Origin of the sequence: Faecalitalea cylindroides (genome assembly GCF_028321995.1) — a bacterium.
Taxonomy (GTDB): domain Bacteria; phylum Bacillota_I; class Bacilli_A; order Erysipelotrichales; family Erysipelotrichaceae; genus Faecalitalea; species Faecalitalea cylindroides.
In genome coordinates, this window is sequence record NZ_JAQLXG010000003.1 from 34,460 (window position 1) to 54,559 (window position 20,100).

23 protein-coding genes, 1 pseudogene and 1 other annotated feature are annotated in these 20,100 nt (G+C 34.5%); of the genes and pseudogenes, 4 read left to right on the forward strand and 20 right to left on the reverse strand.

The genetic code is table 11. The features are described from left to right. Positions 1-23: 23 nt before the first annotated feature. From PND65_RS02540 to PND65_RS02555, 4 genes are all read right to left on the reverse strand, one after another. The gene (locus PND65_RS02540; protein WP_087158515.1) at positions 24-1,274 is read right to left on the reverse strand and encodes a DUF2130 domain-containing protein; all 1,251 of its coding nucleotides are present in this window, start codon (positions 1,272-1,274) and stop codon (positions 24-26) included. 177 nt (positions 1,275-1,451) lie between these two features. After that, positions 1,452-2,138 carry a hypothetical protein gene (locus tag PND65_RS02545; protein ID WP_271990157.1) on the reverse strand — a complete coding sequence of 229 codons (687 nt, stop codon included), beginning with the start codon at positions 2,136-2,138 and terminating at the stop codon, positions 1,452-1,454. Continuing rightward, positions 2,135-2,482, reverse strand: coding sequence for a PadR family transcriptional regulator (locus tag PND65_RS02550; RefSeq protein ID WP_239414212.1), 348 nt, complete (start codon positions 2,480-2,482; stop codon positions 2,135-2,137). The genes PND65_RS02545 and PND65_RS02550 overlap by 4 nt, the downstream gene beginning before the upstream one ends. A 79-nt stretch (positions 2,483-2,561) precedes the next feature. Then, a complete protein-coding gene (locus tag PND65_RS02555) occupies positions 2,562-2,972 on the reverse strand; it encodes a peptide deformylase (RefSeq protein WP_022355489.1) in 411 nt (136 codons plus the stop codon). A 117-nt stretch (positions 2,973-3,089) separates the two neighbouring features. On the opposite strand from PND65_RS02555, the gene PND65_RS02560 reads away from it, so the two are divergent. Next, on the forward strand, positions 3,090-3,476 hold the full coding sequence (locus PND65_RS02560) for a cytidine deaminase family protein (RefSeq protein ID WP_015536166.1): 387 nt from the start codon (positions 3,090-3,092) through the stop codon (positions 3,474-3,476). Here PND65_RS02560 and PND65_RS02565 read toward each other — a convergent pair whose 3' ends face one another. Together PND65_RS02565 and PND65_RS02570 are read right to left on the reverse strand one after the other, a co-directional pair. Then, positions 3,477-4,055, reverse strand: a complete 579-nt coding sequence (locus tag PND65_RS02565) for a cytidylate kinase-like family protein (RefSeq protein WP_271990159.1) — start codon at positions 4,053-4,055, stop codon at positions 3,477-3,479. Further along, positions 4,052-4,630, reverse strand: coding sequence for a GrpB family protein (locus tag PND65_RS02570; protein WP_271990161.1), 579 nt, complete (start codon positions 4,628-4,630; stop codon positions 4,052-4,054). The genes PND65_RS02565 and PND65_RS02570 overlap by 4 nt, the downstream gene beginning before the upstream one ends. A 103-nt stretch (positions 4,631-4,733) precedes the next feature. Here PND65_RS02570 and PND65_RS02575 point away from each other — a divergent pair, with 103 nt between their 5' ends. Continuing rightward, positions 4,734-5,768, forward strand: a complete 1,035-nt coding sequence (locus PND65_RS02575; RefSeq protein WP_430734186.1) for a M42 family metallopeptidase — start codon at positions 4,734-4,736, stop codon at positions 5,766-5,768. A 24-nt stretch (positions 5,769-5,792) separates the two neighbouring features. On the opposite strand, the gene PND65_RS02580 is transcribed toward PND65_RS02575, so the two are convergent. The 8 genes from PND65_RS02580 to PND65_RS02615 form a co-directional block, all read right to left on the reverse strand. After that, a complete protein-coding gene (locus PND65_RS02580) occupies positions 5,793-6,137 on the reverse strand; it encodes an SdpI family protein (RefSeq protein WP_015536171.1) in 345 nt (114 codons plus the stop codon). Position 6,138: 1 nt separating this feature from the next. Next, complete coding sequence (locus PND65_RS02585; RefSeq protein ID WP_087320053.1) at positions 6,139-6,879, reverse strand: DUF3784 domain-containing protein; 741 nt, start codon at positions 6,877-6,879, stop codon at positions 6,139-6,141. 11 nt (positions 6,880-6,890) lie between these two features. Continuing rightward, positions 6,891-7,277: a hypothetical protein gene (locus PND65_RS02590; protein WP_271992394.1), complete on the reverse strand. Its 387-nt coding sequence runs from the start codon at positions 7,275-7,277 to the stop codon at positions 6,891-6,893. A 95-nt stretch (positions 7,278-7,372) separates the two neighbouring features. After that, positions 7,373-7,849: a hypothetical protein gene (locus tag PND65_RS02595; RefSeq protein WP_271990165.1), complete on the reverse strand. Its 477-nt coding sequence runs from the start codon at positions 7,847-7,849 to the stop codon at positions 7,373-7,375. An 11-nt stretch (positions 7,850-7,860) separates the two neighbouring features. Further along, entirely contained in the window at positions 7,861-8,499 is a 639-nt protein-coding gene (locus PND65_RS02600) for an HAAS signaling domain-containing protein (protein WP_271990167.1), read from the reverse strand. Positions 8,500-8,503: 4 nt separating this feature from the next. After that, a complete protein-coding gene (locus PND65_RS02605; protein ID WP_015536175.1) occupies positions 8,504-8,839 on the reverse strand; it encodes a PadR family transcriptional regulator in 336 nt (111 codons plus the stop codon). Between the two features lie 99 nt (positions 8,840-8,938). Beyond that, positions 8,939-9,928, reverse strand: a complete 990-nt coding sequence (gene mutY / locus PND65_RS02610; RefSeq protein WP_022355479.1) for an A/G-specific adenine glycosylase — start codon at positions 9,926-9,928, stop codon at positions 8,939-8,941. 18 nt (positions 9,929-9,946) lie between these two features. Continuing rightward, the gene (locus tag PND65_RS02615; protein ID WP_015536176.1) at positions 9,947-10,909 is read right to left on the reverse strand and encodes a type I phosphomannose isomerase catalytic subunit; all 963 of its coding nucleotides are present in this window, start codon (positions 10,907-10,909) and stop codon (positions 9,947-9,949) included. Positions 10,910-11,016: 107 nt separating this feature from the next. Here PND65_RS02615 and PND65_RS02620 point away from each other — a divergent pair, with 107 nt between their 5' ends. Further along, a complete protein-coding gene (locus tag PND65_RS02620; RefSeq protein ID WP_022355477.1) occupies positions 11,017-11,835 on the forward strand; it encodes a nitrilase-related carbon-nitrogen hydrolase in 819 nt (272 codons plus the stop codon). After that, the gene (locus tag PND65_RS02625; RefSeq protein ID WP_195294354.1) at positions 11,832-12,797 is read left to right on the forward strand and encodes a P1 family peptidase; all 966 of its coding nucleotides are present in this window, start codon (positions 11,832-11,834) and stop codon (positions 12,795-12,797) included. Before PND65_RS02620 ends, PND65_RS02625 begins: the two co-directional genes overlap by 4 nt. 49 nt (positions 12,798-12,846) lie before the next feature. Here the strand turns inward: PND65_RS02625 and PND65_RS02630 are convergent, their stop codons facing one another. From PND65_RS02630 to PND65_RS02655, 6 genes and pseudogenes are all read right to left on the reverse strand, one after another. Further along, positions 12,847-13,035, reverse strand: a complete 189-nt coding sequence (locus PND65_RS02630; protein ID WP_015536181.1) for a hypothetical protein — start codon at positions 13,033-13,035, stop codon at positions 12,847-12,849. Between the two features lie 2 nt (positions 13,036-13,037). Then, positions 13,038-14,966 carry a methionine--tRNA ligase gene (metG, locus tag PND65_RS02635; RefSeq protein WP_271990169.1) on the reverse strand — a complete coding sequence of 643 codons (1,929 nt, stop codon included), beginning with the start codon at positions 14,964-14,966 and terminating at the stop codon, positions 13,038-13,040. Positions 14,967-14,999: 33 nt separating this feature from the next. Continuing rightward, positions 15,000-15,209 (reverse strand) — a binding site (T-box leader). Between the two features lie 48 nt (positions 15,210-15,257). After that, positions 15,258-15,416, reverse strand: a complete 159-nt coding sequence (locus tag PND65_RS02640) for a hypothetical protein (RefSeq protein ID WP_022355473.1) — start codon at positions 15,414-15,416, stop codon at positions 15,258-15,260. Between the two features lie 4 nt (positions 15,417-15,420). Then, positions 15,421-17,997: a cation-translocating P-type ATPase gene (locus tag PND65_RS02645; protein WP_271990171.1), complete on the reverse strand. Its 2,577-nt coding sequence runs from the start codon at positions 17,995-17,997 to the stop codon at positions 15,421-15,423. A gap of 170 nt (positions 17,998-18,167) precedes the next feature. Then, a pseudogene (locus PND65_RS02650) lies at positions 18,168-19,514 on the reverse strand (uracil-xanthine permease family protein). A gap of 75 nt (positions 19,515-19,589) precedes the next feature. Next, entirely contained in the window at positions 19,590-20,078 is a 489-nt protein-coding gene (locus tag PND65_RS02655; RefSeq protein ID WP_430734185.1) for a YbaK/EbsC family protein, read from the reverse strand. Between the last annotated feature and the right edge of the window lie 22 nt (positions 20,079-20,100).

Sequence of the window (20,100 nt, forward strand, 5' to 3'; positions counted from 1 at the left end):
TTGCTTTTTTGTCAACTTAATTATCATTCATTTTTTAATTCATCAAATTTTGCTTTCATCGTAGGATTATTTCTTACTAATTTTTTGATTGTTAGATCTTCCGCCTTGTTATTGGCTAAGCGTAAGTTATTCTCACTGGATATCAGAGCATCCTTTGTCTTCTGTAAATGCGAGATTGTCTTGTCAATTTCATCAATAGCTGTTTTAAATTTACGACTGGCCAATTCATAATTTCGCGCAAATCCTTCTTTGAACTTCATCATATTCTCTTCAAAATGTGTAATATCAATATTTTGAGCCCTCGCAATCGCCAGTTCCTGTTTATACTGCATTGAATTTAGTGCTGCATTTCTTAATAAAGTAATCATTGGAATGAAAAATTGTGGTCGAATCACATACATTTTTGGATATCGATGTGATTTATCTACAATTCCAGAATTATACAGTTCATTATCCGGTTCCAACAAAGAAACAAGGATTGCATATTCACAATGCTTTTCATTACGATCTTTATCCAGTTCCTTTAAAAAATCTTCGTTTTTCTTCTTTGTTGCTGTTTCATCATTTTCGTTTTTCATCTCAAACATAATAGAGATGATCTCATTACCCTGATCATCATTTTCACGATAAATGTAATCGCCCTTGCTTCCTGTACGGGCATCATTATCTTTTTCAAAATATGCATTTTGAAATCCTGTCGCTCTTAATTGATTGAACTGAATTTCACAATGCTGTTCAAGGCTTTCTCCTACCATTTTGGTCGATTGTTTTGCTTTAAAATCTTTGTAGTAGGCAATTTGTTCGTCTTTTAGTTTTAATTGAGTTTCATACTTCTCTTTTAAATTTGTCTCCAAAAGCTTGGCTTGTGTCTTTTGCGACGTTAATTGATTTGTTAGTTCAGATATTTGTTGAGTTAATTCATATTTTGCCTTGACTTCATTTTCTTTGATCTGACTTTCAAGTTTTTGAATCATCTTTTCTTTTTCATTAAGTCGTTCATCGAATTCTAAACGAGCCTTGGAAATTGCCAATTCTTTATCGACAGATGCTGTATTTTTCATCTCATTGATTTGTGATTTCAACAAAACAATCTCTTTTTCTAAATCGCTTCTAGCTTCATTGACCATGCTTTGGCTTTTTTCATTATAATAACTCTCAATAGATTTCTTTTCTTTTTCAAATTCTTCATCACGAACCTGTTTAACGATATCCATATAAATAGAATCATCCAGTTCAAACATCGTATGACAATTTGGACATTTAATTGTATGCATAAATCCCTCCTGCTTCCCTATTCTCTCACTTTTCATACATAAAGTCGAATATTAAGGCTTCTTAATTATTATCTTATAGACAAACGATGATCGTTAATATGATCAATAGTCCAAAAAATACTTTTTCTTTTGTTTCTTCTGATACCGTTTTTAATAACGGAAAAATTATATACTTTCCTAAAAATGTATAAGAAAGAACAAATACTTAAATTCCAAAAAACAAGTCATGTACAATATACTGAGAATCACCATTACAGAAAAGCACCATCTTGTATGAAATACACCTGGATCATCTTGAAGTATCTGTCTTTTTTTGTATCGATATAGTGTTATAATTTCTCGGGTCGCAAATATAAAGCCAAAAAAAGAGACCAAGATCAATAAAGCTTTTGCAAGATTGGCATTGCTATTTAATGAAAGCATCCCAGCATACATCGCCCAAATTCCTGCAACAACAATAGCCAGCCACAAGAAGGCCCAGTGGTAGCATGAAGGATATCCATTTTTAATTTTTGTTTGACAAATCGTTGATAACTCCGTCTGCTCATCCGTATAGATATCCAAATCTTGTCTTGAAGAATATATTTGGAACATTCCATTTGAACACACAAAATTTAAATCAAAATCTTCCATAAAAGATCTTAATTTCTTCTGTGCATTCGTTTCATACATCATATCTTTCTCTTCTATATCCCCATTTAAGACAACTACATAATGAATTGAATCTTCCCTATTTTCAAAACGAATATAATTTAATCCTAGTTTATCCACGTGCCAATTGTCTTTAGCCATAGAATTTATATAATTTTCCAAAGCTTTTCTTTCATAAATCATGACACGCATTAATCGATATTTTCTTTTCATGACATTTCCTCCGCAGCCGCATCATCCAACATTTGATAAAGTCTGCTTTTTTCTTTTACATAAGCTTTTTTACCTATATCCGTGATCTGATACGTTCGTTTTCTTCCTTCAACGGCAATCTCTTCAATATATTCAGACTGTTCAAATTTAGATAAGATCGTATACAGAGTTCCCGGACCAATTTCCACTCTTTTTTTTGTTTTTTCTAAAACAAACTGCGCAATTTCCGTTCCACATTTTGGTTGTTTTAAAAGCGCCATCAACACATAAAACATAGATTCTGTTAGTATTTCCAAAGTTTCTTTTGCCATAGAATCACTTCTTTCTTCATCTAATATCGACACTCGATATCTTCACTTTCATTATAATATCGATACACGATATTGTGAACTAAAAAAAGGCAAATCATCTCAAGATGAAATGCTAGATCAATATACCATCACAATGATCAATTTCATGTTGAATGACTTGCGCTGTAAAATCCTTAAATGTTTTTATTTTTATCTTCATCTGCATATCTAAATAACGAACTTTGATACTTCGATATCGTTTTGTTTCTCTTTGACCAGATAAAGATAGACATCCTTCTTTTGCTGAGTAGATTTGTGATTTTTTTATGATTTCCGGATTAAGCATCACTACGATCTTTCCCTCATCCTGAAAGGCAATGATTCTTTTATGAAAGCCAATCATGTTAGCTGCCATACCAGCACAACTTTCTTTATGTGCTTCTAAAGTATCAATCAAATCCTGAGCAATTGATAAATCATCTTTATTAGCCAACACAGAAATTCGACTCAAAATAAATGTATCTTTCACAATATCTCTAACCATACAATTCTCCTTATTATTGATGGAAAAACTATAACACATTTTTTTAAAAATGTTTTTCACACTTTACCTTGTATTGATCTCACAATTATATTTAAATAATTTCAGGAGATACTAAATATGACTAAGATTGAACTTTATACTATCGCAAAAAATACGATTCAACATTTAACGCTGGAACATGATGGCGAATGTGGACAAGTTGGCTGTGCTTTAGAAAGCGAAAGTGGCAATATCTATACCGGCATCAATATAGACCTTGCCTGCAACTTGGGATTTTGTGCGGAACAGGCTGCTATAGCCGACATGCTTAAACATGGCGAAATGAAAATCAAACGACTGATAGCCGTCTACAAAAACGGTAACATCCTTCCTCCCTGCGGTAGATGCCGAGAGTTTATGATACAAGTGAATAAAGATAATTTAAACACTTTGATCATCCTGCCTGATTTCAAAGAAATACCTTTAAAAGAGCTTTTGCCTGAACTTTGGATCGATCATGAATGATCAATCCTGAAAAGCTGAAATGATTATATCGATACATTTATCGATCCCAAATTTTCCACTGTCTAAGGACAAATGGTAGTTTTGCGCCTTACCCCATTTCATATCTGTATAGAAACGATAATAAGCCGCTCTACGTCGATCTTTGTCATTCAATCGTTGCTGAGGAGATTGTTCTCTTTCTCCATATTCTGTAACGATACGATTGGCACGATGTTCCATATCCGCATGGATAAAAACGCTTAAAATATTTTCGTCTCTTAAAATGTAATCAGCGCAACGTCCAACAATTACACATGAACCTTGTTGAGCTAAATCTAAGATCAGGTTTTGTTGAATGACCCAAAGCTTATCTTGATTCGTCATAGTAAGACCATTATAAGAAAGAATAGAATTTAACCATCCAACACTATCTTCACTTTGTTCTTCAATATATTCTTTGACGAACCCACTTTCTTTAACCATCTTTTCCAGCAGTTCTTCATCATAACAAGGAATGCCCAGTTTTTGGGCTACTTTTTTCCCTATTGTTCGTCCTCCACTACCAAATTCACGCGTAATCGTAATAATTTTTTCACTCATGATAACACCTCCATATGTGACATTATATTCGATACAACACGACTCTTCGCGTCTGCGTAATCTTGAATATATTCCCATTTTCGCAAAGCTAATTCTCTTTTTGTATTTGCATAAAGTGTTCGATCTGCTTCATTATTTCTTAAATGATCTCTAAACCAAATCATTCGTTTTGATTCCTTACAGTCTTTAGAAAACACATGTAAATTCACTTCAGGATCAAAATGTTTGAAACAACGATGCTGATACCAATCAGGTTCTCTGATTTTCAATACATACCCTATACTTTCTAATTTAGAAACATACTGGTTTTCATCAGCACTATTTTCGACCTCTAATAAAATATCTATGATTGGCTTGGCACAAAGACCTGGTACAGACGTTGATCCCACATGCTCGATCAAAATAACTTTCTCTTGTAAAACCGATTGAATTTCCTTTGAAAGTTGTTTATAAACCAAAGGCCAATTTGGATCATATTCACTAAGATAAATTGTCGCATTATGTTTTTTCGGAATACCTATTGTAACTTTCTTTAAATATTCATGATCATTATTCATATGTAATAGTTTTTTCATTTCTATTATACTCCATAATAAAATCATTTAACGCTAGAATAATATTTTTTTCATTATAGAAATATTCAAAAAAGTTATATACTAATAACGGAGGTATTTCGAAATGGAATCAATAAACAAAGAATTTGTGCTGAAAGTTGCCAACGAGTTAATTAACATTGATTCACCAAGCAGCTATACTAAATCAGCTATCAATTATCTAAAAGAAAATATTGCCAAGTTTAACTTTGAAACAACCCTATCCAATAAAGGAAATCTGATTGTTTCCATACCTGGCAAAGACACAAGCCACACAATAGGATTAAGTGCTCACGTGGACACATTAGGACTTATGGTCCGTTCAATCAAAAGTGATGGTAAACTTGCCTTCACACGAATTGGTGGACCAATGCTGCCAACACTGGACGGTGAATATTGTCGCATTTTGACACGCGAAGGTAAAATCTACACTGGAACGATTTTATCGACAACTCCAGCAGCCCATGTATTCCCAGATGCGACCAGCGCGCCAAGAAAAGAAGACACAATGGAAATTCGCATTGATGAAATTGTTTACTCAAAAGAAGATACGGAAAAACTAGGTATCCAAAATGGTGATATCATTGCCATTGAACCTAAATTTACAGTCACCGAAAGCGGCTTTATCAAATCTAGATTTTTGGATGATAAGATTTCTGCCAGTGCTTTAATGGGAGTATTAGAATATTTACATACACATCAAATACAACCTAGCTGTAACATCAAAATTATATTTAGTACATATGAAGAAGTTGGACATGGATCCAGTTGGATTCCAGAAGACATTGAAGAATTCATTGCCGTAGATATGGGATGCATAGGATTAGATCTTGCCTGCACAGAACAAGATGTATCTATCTGTGCTAAAGATTCTAGTGGGCCTTATGATTACGAAATCACATCGAAGCTTATCAAGCTTGCAAAAGAAAACAATCTAAAATACGCAGTAGATATCTACCCTCAATATGGTTCTGATGTTTCAGCCGCCTTAAAAGGTGGAAACAATATTAAAGGTGGACTGGTTGGACCTGGAGTCAACGCTAGTCACGGTATGGAGAGAACACATTGGGATGGAATTGAAAACACGATCAAATTAGTCATCGCCTATATAACACAATAAGAACGATCAAAGCGATCGTTCTTTTTAATTTCCAAATTTTTGTTTTAAAGCTTTTTCAACCAAATAAATCGTATAAAACATTACACACATCTGAACAAGCATGATAAATAAGGAGCCATATTCTATTTGGTCTTTCAACAAGAAAGAAAAAATAATCGAAATCATACTTAAAGCCAATCCATATTTAAACCAGTACGAGCCCATTAAACGATTTGAAAACTGCCACGCTTCTAAACTTGCCATTGAACGTCTAGTTCGATAACCAAATAATGGATTAATTTCAGGTAATGCTGCTTTTTTAAAGTAAATACCCACGAACACCATCGTTAATGGAATCAACAAATTCATCAACAGCATAAACCAAAACATCTTAACTCACCTTCTCTAAAATGGATTCATACACTTTCTCTGTGTTTTTTTGACTTGATTGGTTGAAAACTATATATTTATCTTCGTTTGTTTTTAATACAATTAAAGTATCATTGTCATTATATACATACAGTTTATATCTTCCATATTCATCATTTTCAAAATTACCTGAACTAATCTTTAATCCGCCAAATCCGCCAACACGAGATCCATAATGTACATCATCCGATAAATACACTTCTTCTATATCTGTATATTTGACAGTTGAACCTGCAGCCATGAATGCATTGACCTCTACTGCATTCTTGCCAACACTTACACTGACATCTCCAGCAAATAGAAGTCCACCAGCACCAGCTAAAATAATAAAAGTAAACACTAAACTACCAATCTTTACAATCTTAGAGGCATTGTTATCATATGGTTTGATTTCTGCTTCATTCATATCCTCAACTTTTTTCTTAGAGAAGAAATTGGTACCAACAATGGCAACGGCAACAGCGATAAAACTCACAAGCAAGGTTAACCACATTAAATTTTTGTTCCAAAGAAGGACAAATTGTCCAATGCTGGCTATCAACATAGCAATACCAGCATAACGACATATCTTCTTTTCATCATATTTAGCCTTCTCTGCTTTACTGGAAGTATTATATCCTGCAATCAGAAAACTACCTTTACCCAAAAGAAATAAAATACTTAGCGCTAAAAATAATAAACCTGTGATTAATTCGATCCTCATATTAAATCCTCCTAATCGAATCGATATGTATATCGATATAAACGATATATAAATAAAATCAAACTTAAAACTATGAATAGAATAAAGATATACCCCATCCATGAACATATATTCTTTTGAATCAATAATATAAATGTTACCCATAACATGATCAATTGAATCACTAAATCAATGCTCCAAATAAAATCAGAAATCACTTTTTGCACCTTATATGCATTATTATTTGTCACCATTATAGGAAGACGATATTGAAACAATTGAATTGATTCACCTTTGATCACGTGACTCTTGTTTATTCTAGAAAACAAAAAATGTATTAAAACGCCGAATAGTGGTAAGAAAATCACCTGATATGCAGGAGCATAAACATCTGCTTGTCCTAGTGAATTGTAATGCACACTATATCATTTTGATATATGATCAAGATCATAATCGACATTACTGCAGTTATAAACAATGTACAAAATATCATTTTCTTCATGATTTCTACACCTCAGGAAAACATCGTTTCTTTATGAATCAGATACACTGTACGCACCATCGCAACCATTATCAATCCTAGACAGCTATACACAAAAACACTGGAGATATTTTGTTGAAATAAGACTTGAAAACTTGCCATAAGAATTATGCTTTGAATCAACACATTTTCTTGTTCGAATAATTCTTTTCCTCTTTTTTGAATAATTTTCCTATTTTTCTCATTATCTAAGACTGCTATCGTTCCTTTAAAAGCCCATACCATTTTTGAACTTGAAAATAGATATACCGGCATATGGGAAAGAAAATAATAAATAAAAATTGAAACCATTGGATAGCCGATTGCCAAAAATGGTTTATTAAAATTATTCTCCATAGATACACCATTATAGAAAAGATAAATATCATCTGTATAAATCAAATTAATTAATAAAAATATCAAAACATTCAATAAAACTATCGTTAATGCAAGTTTCTTAATCAAAGTCATATAAATCATCTCTATTTCATATAGAAAGCGCTTAGATTCAAATTTTCATCAAAAGCCAAAGTATACGTGATCGCATTGTCTTCATACATTACCGTGATCGAAGCAGCTGCATATTTAGAAGTCAATGTTGAATTCTCTACATACTGCTCACTTGAAATTTTTAAAAAGGCTCCATGTTTCATCATAGTCATTGTCTCTTTAATTTGTTCTTTAACAGAATCCTGTTTAAATTCATCAATTCCTATATTGGCAATGGCTTCATAATCATCATTCGATGCATATTCGATCACTTCCATTGCTTTATCATGAACTTCATCATAATCAAAATATGTGGAGTCCTTTAACAAAATTGTCGTTGGAATAAACATCTTATAAGCTAGAAAACCAATAGCTACAACAACACATACACCGCAAATCAAACCAATCCAAAGCTTTTTGTGTCTGCCTTTTGTATCCACTTCCAAGTTTTCCATCAATTCATCAGCTAAATCTTTTGGATTGCCAAATCGCATTTCAATCTCCTGCCAACTTTCACCATTTTCTAAAGCTTCATCAATATCCGAATTTAAATCTTCATAAATGCGTTTTTTATCTTTTTTTGAACAGCTCAGATATTTGATTACTTTATGCAGATATTTTTCTTTATTCATATCCTTAATCCTCCATGATCTTTGATACTTCCTTAGAAAAATCTTTCCAAAGAATTTCTAATTCCTTTAAAACTTCAACACCTTGATCTGTGATTACATAATATTTTTTGGCTAGCTCTTTAGGTTTGTTTACGATCTTTTCACTTTTTACTAAACCATCATCTTCTAAACGATACAAAATCGGATATAAAGTACCTTCCTTTAATGAGAAATACTTGCTGTTACATAACTGGAGTTTTTGAATCAATTGAAATCCATACATCTTTTCTTTTGATAAAAGCTTTAAGACCAGCATTTCCAATACACCTTTTTTTAATTGTCTTTCATACTTTGGATTCATCGCATCACCTACTTAGTATTACTAAGTAAATTATATGCCCGCTATACCAAAAATCAACAATATCCGTATTAAGATGTTGTAAAGAAAAAAGCCCTACATTCAGGGCTTATACTTAACTAATTTTCTATCGATAATTTCATCTAAAAACGGTTTGAAAGCACTAGGTATTGCGTATTTTTCAACAATCTGATCAAGGGTGTAAAAACATGTATCTACGCATGAATCTACATAGACAACCTTGGCATCCATTTTCCATGTTACATGTGAAAAGATATGTGAATATGGATTTAAACGTATTTCTTTTATAATGTTTTCCGGTTTTGTTTCATCAAAGCCATATAATCCATGCAACAGGCCTTTTTCTTCTCTTTTCTTCAAATGAATCTTCTCGTCACACACCCAAATAAAAATTTGTTTTTCAAGACAAGGTCTTCCCTTTTTTGGCGGTGTGACAGGAAGAGATGAAGGATCTTTTGCTTCGCATTCATTTTGTAACGGACATTTGTCACAACGCGGATTTTGTGGAATACAAATCAAAGCTCCCAACTCCATCAAAGCTTGATTATAATCACTGATATATTCTGAGCCTGGTAAACTTTCATTCACAAGTTTTTCGATTTTCTTCTTTGTACTAGAAAGTGTTACATCTTCATGAATATCATATAATCTAGAAAAGACACGAATGACATTTCCATCAATTGCACTGACATTTTCATCATACGCAATTGAAGCTATTGCGCCTGCTGTATAAGGACCGATTCCCGGAAGTTTAACTAATTCTTCTTTGGATCCTGGCAGTTTTCCATCGTATCTTTCCATACATTCAATAGCGCTCTTCTTTAAATTTCGACACCTGGAATAATATCCTAAGCCTTGCCACATTTTATGAAGTTCTTCATCATCAGCATTGGCTAATGATTTGACATCCGGATATTTTTCAATAAACCGATCATAGTAAGGAAGCATTGCTTCAATACGAGTTTGTTGAGCCATGATCTCACTGATCCAGATTCGATACGGATCTTTATCCTTTCGAAATGGTAGTTCTCTTTTATTTACATCATACCAACTTAATAATTCACGTATCATTTCTAAAAAAACAGGGTATTAAACCCTGCTGTAGATCCATTGACAATTTCCAGTGATCTTAACTTCACCACTGTTAGCTGCAATGAAAATTGAATCTCCTTTCGCAAAAGTGAGTGTTTCACCATTATTTTCGATTGTGCCAGCGCCTTCAAGAACTACGATTGATCCAAAACTTTCTTTATCTACGTTCAATGTCGTTGAACCATTTAATGTTGTTTCGTATGTTGTAAATAAATCACATGTTGCTAACATGACAGTCTTTGCATCTCCATTTGTTGTTTGAGGACCACATGGCTTGAAGTCTGATTCAATTGGAGATAGATTAGAAACATCAATTGCTTTTTCAATATGAAGTTCACGAGGTTTTCCATCCTTGCCAACACGTCCATAATCGAATACACGATATGTTGTATTTGAATTCTGTTGAATTTCACAAATCTGGATACCTGCCCCAATCGCATGGATCGTACCAGCTTTGATGAAGAACACATCACCTTTATGAACTGGAACTTTTTTTAAGATTTCCAATAATGTTCCATCTTGAATGCGACGAGCAAACTCTTCTTTTGTCACTTCTTTGTTTACACCAAAATAAAGAGAAGCGCCTTCTTCACAATCCAATACGTACCACATTTCTGTTTTTCCGTATTCTTTTTCAACACGTAATGCATACTCATTATCCGGATGAACCTGAATAGATAATGGTTGTTTCGCATCAATGAATTTGATCAAAATTGGGAAAAATTCAAATGCATTCCCCTTTGTCCCAAGACAATCTTTGCCTAAGGCATTAACGTATTCAGATAATTTCATTCCTGCATAAGGTCCAGTAGTTACCACACTTTCACCATCTGGATGTGTAGAAAGCTCCCAACTTTCTGCCACGATATCTAAATCTGTTTTCTTTCCATAAGACTCTTTTAATTTTGTTCCACCCCATAAATAATCTTTAAAAGCTGGAGCCAATTTAACGATAGCCATAATATCTCTCCTTTGCTGACTACTGATATAGTTATTATAGTAAAAAAGTAATAGTTTTGCTATAATGATGATACGAAAATCGTAGATTTTTAAAAGTTGGAATAAATATGAAAATAGGTATCATACAAGTGAAAGTCAGCTCTGATATAAAGGCAAACCTTTCCTTTGTCGCAAAACACATACAATCATGCATAAAAGAACATGCTGAAATCATTGTTTTAAATGAAATGTGGAATGCGCCCTACGATAATGAACAAATCTTGCTGTCTTACAAAACACATGACAAATGCTATCAACTGTTACAGGAAGAATCTAGAAAACACCAGATCATTATCATAGGAGGCACAATTGCCAGAAAAGAAAACAATAAGATTTACAATACATGTCATATTTTTGAAAATGGAAAGCACATTTGTCAATATGATAAGATGCATCTATTTGAAGTAAATATCGAAGGACATAAGCTTTACAGCGAAAGCGAAGTGTTCACTCCAGGAAATTCAATCAAAACATTTGATACCAAATACGGACGATTTGGTATCTTAGTATGCTATGACATTCGTTTCCCCGAAGAGACAAGATTACTGGCAATGAAGCAGGCAAAAGTGATTTTTTGCCCTGCCGCTTTTAACGAAAGTGCAGGAAAAGCACATTGGCAACCGCTTTTACAGACAAGAGCAATGGAAAATCAAGTCTTCATCGTCGGGGCAAATCCTCAGCATTATGTTTATAAACAATTTAAATCATATGGACACTCTTTGATTTGTGATCCATTTGGAAAAGTATTGATCGATGCCAACCAAAATGATTACATCGTCTATGATATTGATCTAGCCATGATCGATAAAATTCGTAAGCGAATGCCATTTTGGAAGATTCGTCGAAAAGATATCTATGATTTAGTAGAAAAGGAACCAAAACAATGAAAGAAATCAACATTACAGACATCGAAGGTTTTCAAGTAGGACATGCTCAGGATGATACAAACGCCACAGGATGTACAGTCATCATTTCAAAAGAAGGAGCCGTTGCTGGAGTTGACGTTCGAGGAGGTGGACCTGCAACTCGTGAAACCGATTTATTAAATCCTAAAAATATGGTTGAAGAAGTCCATGCAGTTGTATTAAGTGGAGGAAGTGCCTTTGGTCTGGAATCAAGCAGTGGTGTCATGCAATATCTTAGTGAGCATGATATAGGATTTGCAATGAAAGGAATCACCATTCCTATTGTATGTCAAGCAAGTTTATTTGACTGTAGCGTAGCAAATCCAAAGGCATACCCAGATAAAAAAATGGGTTATCAAGCATGTATCAACGCAGAAAAAAACAGGCCGGAACAAGGCAATGTAGGAGCCGGAACAGGAGCTAGTGTGGGTAAATTTTTAGGATTTGATAAAGCCATGAAAACCGGTCTAGGTTATGCTGCATATCAAGTACACGATTTAAAAGTAGGTGCGATCGTTGCATTAAACGCATGCGGTGACATTTATTTCCCTAATTCTGATAAGAGAATTGCTGGAATCTATGATCAAGAAAACAATCTAGAAATCAATTCTGAAGAAGCCATTTTAGAAATGTATGAAAAGATCATGAAAGATCCAATGGCTAATACAACGATCAGTTGCATCATTACAAACGCTGATCTAACCAAAGCGCAAATGAATAAAGTTGCCAGTGTTGCCCATAATGGCTATGCTCATTGCATTCGCCCAGTACATACATCTAATGATGGAGATACGATTTTTGCCTTAGGCTCTAAAAAAGTAAAAGCAGATCCTGATGTTGTCGGTATTATGGCTACTAAAGCCATTGAAATGGCAATCGTAAATGCTGCTACCAAAGCCAAAGCGGCATACGGACTAACAAGCTATATGAAATTACACAAGTAACCAGATCATATCCAAGTGATATGATCTTTTTCATATAAAAAGAAGAAGATCAATCATCTTCTTCTAATTCATCGATCAACTTTTTTATTAGGATCGTTCGAGCGATACCAAAGATAAATACACCAGCCCCAATGATCATCAAAGCTGTATGATTCACGAAGAATCCAAATACCGCAATTACAATACCTAACCCAGCAAGCTGTATCTGTTTAAATAAAGCTTTTTGTTTATCATTCATGATTAAGAAACTTTAGATCCATTCTTCACTTCTTTTTCAATTGTTAAAAATGAAAGCTCTTTATCATTCGTTGCACAAAGAATCATACCATTAGACTCTACGCCTCTAAGATTTACTGGTTTTAGATTTGTTGCCACAACAACCTGCTTACCAATTAAATCTTCTGGTTTATAGTATTTGGCAATACCGCTGACAACCTGACGAACTTCATCCCCTAGATCAATCTGTTCAACCAATAAGCGGTCTGTCTTAGGATGTGGTTTACAATCCACAATTGTACCAATCTTCATTTCAACTTTGGCAAAATCATCGATCGTAATCAAGTTTTCTTCTTTCTCATTTTCTTCTTTTGCCTTTTCTTCTTTTTCCTTCGCTAGTTTTTCCATAAAATCTTTTTCATCAATACGTGCAAACAAAACTTCTGGTTTCTTTACCACTTGAATTCCAGTTTCCAATTGACCAAATGTATCAATAGAATCAAAGTCACGTTTAGAAGTATTAAGATAATCCAAGATTTTCTGACTTGTTTCAGGCAGGAAACTTTCCAAAAGAACAGCACTGATTCGAATAGATTCTAACAAGTTATATAATACTGTCGCAAGACGATCTTTCTTATTTTCTTCCTTAGCCAAAGCCCAAGGCATTGTTTCATCGATATATTTATTTGTTCTTCTTAATAATGTAAAGATTTCATCTAAAGCATCACCAACACGGAATTGTTCCATCTTCGATTCTACTTTTGATTTTGTGCTTTCAGCTAAAGAAATCAACTCTTCATCCACAGCTTCTTTTACCTGTGGATTTGTGATCATTCCGCCAAAATATTTATTTGACATGGCGATCGTACGAGATACTAAGTTTCCAAGGATATTGGCTAGATCTGAATTGATACGCTCTACTACAAGTTCCCAGGTAATTGTTCCATCCTGAGCAAAAGGCATTTCATGCAAACAATAGTAGCGAACTGCATCGACACCAAAGTGTTCTACTAAATCTTCTGCGTAAATTACATTACCTTTTGATTTAGACATTTTTCCATCACCAATCAATAACCATGGATGTCCAAAGATTTTCTTAGGTAAAGGTAGATCCAAAGCCATTAAAATAATTGGCCAATAAATCGTATGGAAACGCAAGATATCTTTTCCAATGATATGTGTTCCTGGCCAGTATTTGTGGAATTTTTCATCACTTTCACCAAGAGCATCATATCCAAGTGTCGTGATATAGTTGCTTAGAGCATCGATCCAAACATAAACAACATGTTTATCATCAAAATCCACTGGAACACCCCAGCTGAATGAAGTACGAGATACACAAAGATCTTGCAGCCCTGGACGCAAGAAGTTATTTAACATCTCATTTTTACGAGATTCTGGCTGAATAAAATCCGGATGATCTTCAATATATTGGATCAAACGATCTGCATATTTTTGCATATTAAAGAAGTAGGCTTCTTCTTTGGCTTTTTTTACAGGACGACCGCAGTCCGGACATTTTCCATCAACCAATTGAGATTCAGTCCAGAAACTTTCACAAGGAGTACAATACCAGCCTTCATATTCTCCTTTATAAATATCTCCCTGCTCATAAAGACGTTTAAAGATTCTCTGTACCTGTTTTACATGATAATCATCTGTAGTACGTACAAAATAGTCATAACTTGTATTCATCAGATCCCAGTTTGATTTAATTTGAGCTGCTACTTTATCTACGAATTCCTGAGGACTTACACCTGCTTCACGCGCTTTTTCTTCGATCTTGATACCATGCTCATCTGTACCTGTCTGGAAGAAAACATCATATCCCTGTGCTCTTTTAAATCGAGCAATAGAATCGCTCAAAATAATTTCATAAGTATTCCCAATGTGTGGGCGTCCAGAAGTATAGGCAATTGCCGTTGTTAAATAAAATGGTTCTTTCTTACACATAATTTCATTTCCTTTCTATAAAAAAAGCTTCCATCAAAGGACGAAAGCTTTTCGTGGTACCACCTTAGTTTGTGCACAATGCACCTCAATTCGATAACGTCGAAATACGTCCCTTTCTAAACTTACGTCTCAAAAGAGAAACTCCAAGACCATCTTCATATCTGCTATGCTACGAATTTTCACCATACAATCGCTCTCTTTGAAACAATCACAAGATACTACTCTTCTTTTCACTGTTTTATGCATGTATTATACGATAACACCGACATTTTGAGCAAGTTAAATCGTATTCTAGTAACGTAAAATAAAGTAGATAACGTATACCCAGCTCAATAAACCATGAAAAATGGCCCATCCGACAGATTTCCATGTCGTATAACTAATGACCATAGCTAATGCACTGCCAAACGTGATTCCTGTTTTTACAGCATTTTGTTTTTTATCACTCATATCTTTAGCCTCTATACTGAATTACTTTGGTAATCTGCACAATAACAAAAGTTGCTAATGATAATCCAACAACAATAAAGAATTGTATTAAAGTAATTGGACCAATTGAGAATAATCCGTGCATATTTGGAATAAATAAAATCAGCACAAGAAGTACAGCACCAGTTAAGAAAGCATAAATACTAGATTCATTCTTACCTAATTTCCAGAATGGAGCATTTCCTCTTGAAGAGAAACCATGCAACAAACGAGAAAGACATAGAGTTGAAAAAGCCATCGTGCTTGCCATAAGATCACTTGTCTGCAATCCAATAAAGTAAGCCGCCATAACACCGGAAAATATGATCAAACCTTCATAGCCAATTTTGATCATTGTTTTCGCATTCAAGATTGAATCATCACGCTTACGTGGTTTTTGTTTCAACACATCATCTTTTCCTTTTTCCATTCCAATAGCTATCGCTGGTAAAGAATCGGTAATTAAGTTAATAAACAATAAATGAACTGCCATAAATGGTGTTGGCATCAATGCCAATGAAGTAAAGACAACGGCTAAAATAGCTGAGAAGTTTCCTGACAATAAATACGTAATGGAATTCTTAATATTAGCGTACACATTTCTTCCGGTAATAACAGCCTTAACGATCGTAGAAAAGTTATCATCTGTTAAGATCATGCTGGCTGCGTCTTTTGAAACTTCTGTACCGGTAATACCCATCGCTACTCCGATATCACTCTGTTTTAAGGCTGGAGCATCGTTGACACCATCTCCGGTCATGGCAACGATCTCATTGCGTTTTTGCCATGCTTCTACGATACGAATTTTATGTTCTGGAGCAACACGCGCATATACGGATACTTTTGATAAAATTTCATCTAAAGCCGAATCCGACATTGTTTCCAATTCTTTTCCTTCCAAACAAATGTCCCCATCTTCAAAGATTCCAATCTCTTTGGCAATTGAAGTTGCGGTAATGATATGATCTCCTGTGATCATGATTGGTTTGATACCAGCCATCTTACACTTAGAAACTGCATTCTTGCTTTCAAGACGAGGTGGATCCATTTGAGCAACCATACCTACAAACGTTAAATTGTTTTCATCTTCCAAACTTAATTCTTTTGGTTTCATCGTTTTATACGCAAAGCCCAATACACGAAGTCCTTCTTTGGCAAAACTTTCATTTTGCTCTTTGATCAATTTAATATCTTCTTCAGTAATTGGGCGCTTTTTATCATGAATCAAAATCTGATCGCATCGATCCAAAATAACATCTACAGCCCCTTTTGTATAAAGGTGGTTTTCCGAGTTAATAGACATCATCTTACGTGTTGAATCAAAAGGAAGTTCTTTGATTCGAATCGCTTCAACATGGTAATCTGCATCTTTTTCACCATAACGATCAAATAAATCTAACAAGGCAATTTCAGTAGGGTCCCCAATTTGAGTGGATCCATTCGATACTGCATTATTACACAACAAACATGATTTCAACAACACATCATGGCTATGATCTTTCACATCCAGCATTTCCGGTTTGATGACTTCATTATTCAAGAATAGTTCCATGACTTTCATCTTATTTTGAGTTAAGGTCCCTGTTTTATCGGAACAAATAACAGATACACAGCCTAAGCTTTCTACTGCATTTAATTGTTTAATGATTGCATGTTCTTTAACCATTTTCTGTGTAGAAATAGATAACACAATCGTTACAATAGAATTTAATGCTTCTGGAATTGCTGCCACTGCCAAAGCAACTGCAATCAATAAGGCATCCCAAATATCTTCATGAGCAACGATAACATTCATAGCTAGAATGATGGCACAAATTACACAAATACTGATTGTCAATTTTTTAGAAAAATCTTCCAATGTTAACTGTAAAGGTGTTTTTCTTTCTTTAGCGTTTTCTAACATAGTTGCGATTTTTCCAATCTCCGTATTCATACCAATTTTGGTAACAATATATTTACCAGTTCCATTGGTAACCAGACCACTGGAGAATACCATATTCGTTTGATCGGCAATCCCCACTTCCCCTGCAATCACTTCCAGTTGTTTTTCTTGTGGCAAAGATTCTCCAGTTAATGCACTTTCGTTCACTTGTAGATTAGCACATTCGATCAAACGGCCATCTCCTTCGATTACGTCTCCCGCTTCGACATAAACAAGATCACCAATCGTTAATTCATTGGAAACGATTTGATGAAGCTGACCATCACGAATAACTTTAACATGTGGCATTGATAACTTAGAAAGACTTTCCAAAGACTTTCTAGCTTTTAAAGTTTGAACAGTTCCTAAAATAGCATTGATCGTAATAACGATAAAAATTACGATTGAACTCACAATTTCTCCTGTTGCCATAGAAATAAAACCGGCAACGATCAAAACGATGACCAGTAAATCTTTAAACTGGGAAAGGAAAATCTGTAGCGGACTTTCTTTTTCCTGCTGATCCATCTCATTTAGACCATACTGTTTTTGTCTGTCATCAACCTGAAAAGATGTCAAACCATTTCGACTGGCATCAAACTCACTTAAGACTTCCTGTATACTTTTTTGGTATTCTTTCATACAAACCTCCTAAAAAAAGACAAGATACGTCAAAGAAAAACTTTGACGAGTCTTGTCTTTAAGATTAGCCAGAATTTACATTCGAGATTGTTGGCTAAATCACACTATTGTGAGACTACTCCCTCATCGTAGGACTATATTACTTGAATTTCTAAGATTTGTAAAGAGAATTATTTTTCATTTTTTTCTTTTGGCAAAAATAAGCTCAATAATAACGAGACAATAAATACGCCTGCAACTGCATTGCCATTAAAAACATCACCAACTGCCTGTGGGAAAGCTGAGAAAAAATTCCCTGTGGTTTGCGTAAGACCCACTCCAATACAAAATGACAAAGATACAATGATCATAGTTCGATCATCAAAGACACAATCTTTCAACATTTTGATACCCTCATACATGATAGAGCCAAACATCATGACTGTACATCCTCCTAATACGGATTGAGGAATCAAATTAAAGAAAGCACCAAGTGGTAAAAATAAAGAAGCAAGAATTAGAATTAAAGCTCCTATACAAATCGTAAATCGATTGATTACTCCAGTCATTGTCACAAGACCAACATTTTGTGAAAATGAGGTTAAAGGCAAACAACCAAAACAACCGGAAATAGAGCTTGAAAAACCATCCACGGCCAACGATCCTTGTAATTCTTCCACCTTGATATCACGATGTAAAGCTCCCGTGCAAACAGCCGTTGTTGCACCTGTTGTTTCGGCAGCAGATACAAGAAATACGATTGCGATTGTGAAAAAAGCACCAATATCAAAAATTGGTTTATGTTCTGTAAAAAAGACGAGTGTTGGAAGGCTGAAATATCCGACCTGAGAAATCGTCTGTGAAACTGATGAAAAGTCTAACATTGGAGCAATACCACTTACGGTAAAAACAGTAGCCATTAAATACCCTAAAACTAAACCAACCAAGATATTCAAGTTTTTATACACACCCTTTAGTAAATAACGCGAAACCAGACACACGATTAGAGTAAACGTTCCAACAAATAAATGATACCATGCTCCAAAATCTTCGACGCCACTGCCTCCTCCCCAGGAATCCATTCCTACCGATAACAAAGATAAACCAATTGCAATGACAACACAGGCTGATACCACGGGAGTTAAAAATCTTCTCCAATATTTAGCACTTAACCCAACTATTCCTTCAAAGATTCCACCCATGATAATAGCACCAACCATGCCTTCATAACCAAGATCTGGATTAGTGCTAATCACTAAAAGACTTCCTAAAAAAGTAAAGCTGACACCCATCACAATCGGTAATTTTGATCCTATCTTTCATACTGGATATAATTGCATAATCGTTCCCAGTCCTGCAGCAAACATGGCACACTGTAAGATTTCAGTAATCTCGGCTGGTGTTAAATGTTCATTAGTCCCTTGAATAAATGCGGCAGAACAAACAATTAAAACTGGAGCTAAATTTGATACAAACATTGCTAAAACATGCTGTAAGCCAAAAGGAATTGCCTTTTTTAAAGGAACGCGACCATTCAAACAATAAAGTTTTTCATCACTGATATTACTAACTGGTATCTCCTTATCTAGTTTTTTTCTCCATTTTCCCCTCTCTTATCCACATACATCGATCCACTCAATAAAATGACTATATCGCTCTAGTTCTTCTATTGTTAATTTGATACAGGAATTCGAACTGCCACAAGCTGGAAATACATACTGTAAAGTTTTTAAAGAATCGTCGAGATAAACTTTGACACCTTCATTCAGTCCAAAAGGACAGACTCCACCTGCTGCATGACCTATATATTTTTCAACCTGATCTCCATGCATCATCTTAGCTTTCTTGCCGAAATAATGTTTATATTTGGCATTATCAATCTTGGCATGACCACTTGCGACAATTAAGATAGGCTGATCTCCAACTAAAAAAGCCAAAGATTTTGCGATATTTTTAGGTTCACATCCTAAAGCTTTTGCTGCCAATTCTACCGTAGCGCTGCTTGCATCGAGTTCAACAATACGATCATCAATTCCTAACAAACTAAATTCTTCTCTTACTCTTTCTATTGACACTTTGTTTTTCCTTTCTACATCTTTCATATTTTAGCCTAAAAAAAGAAAA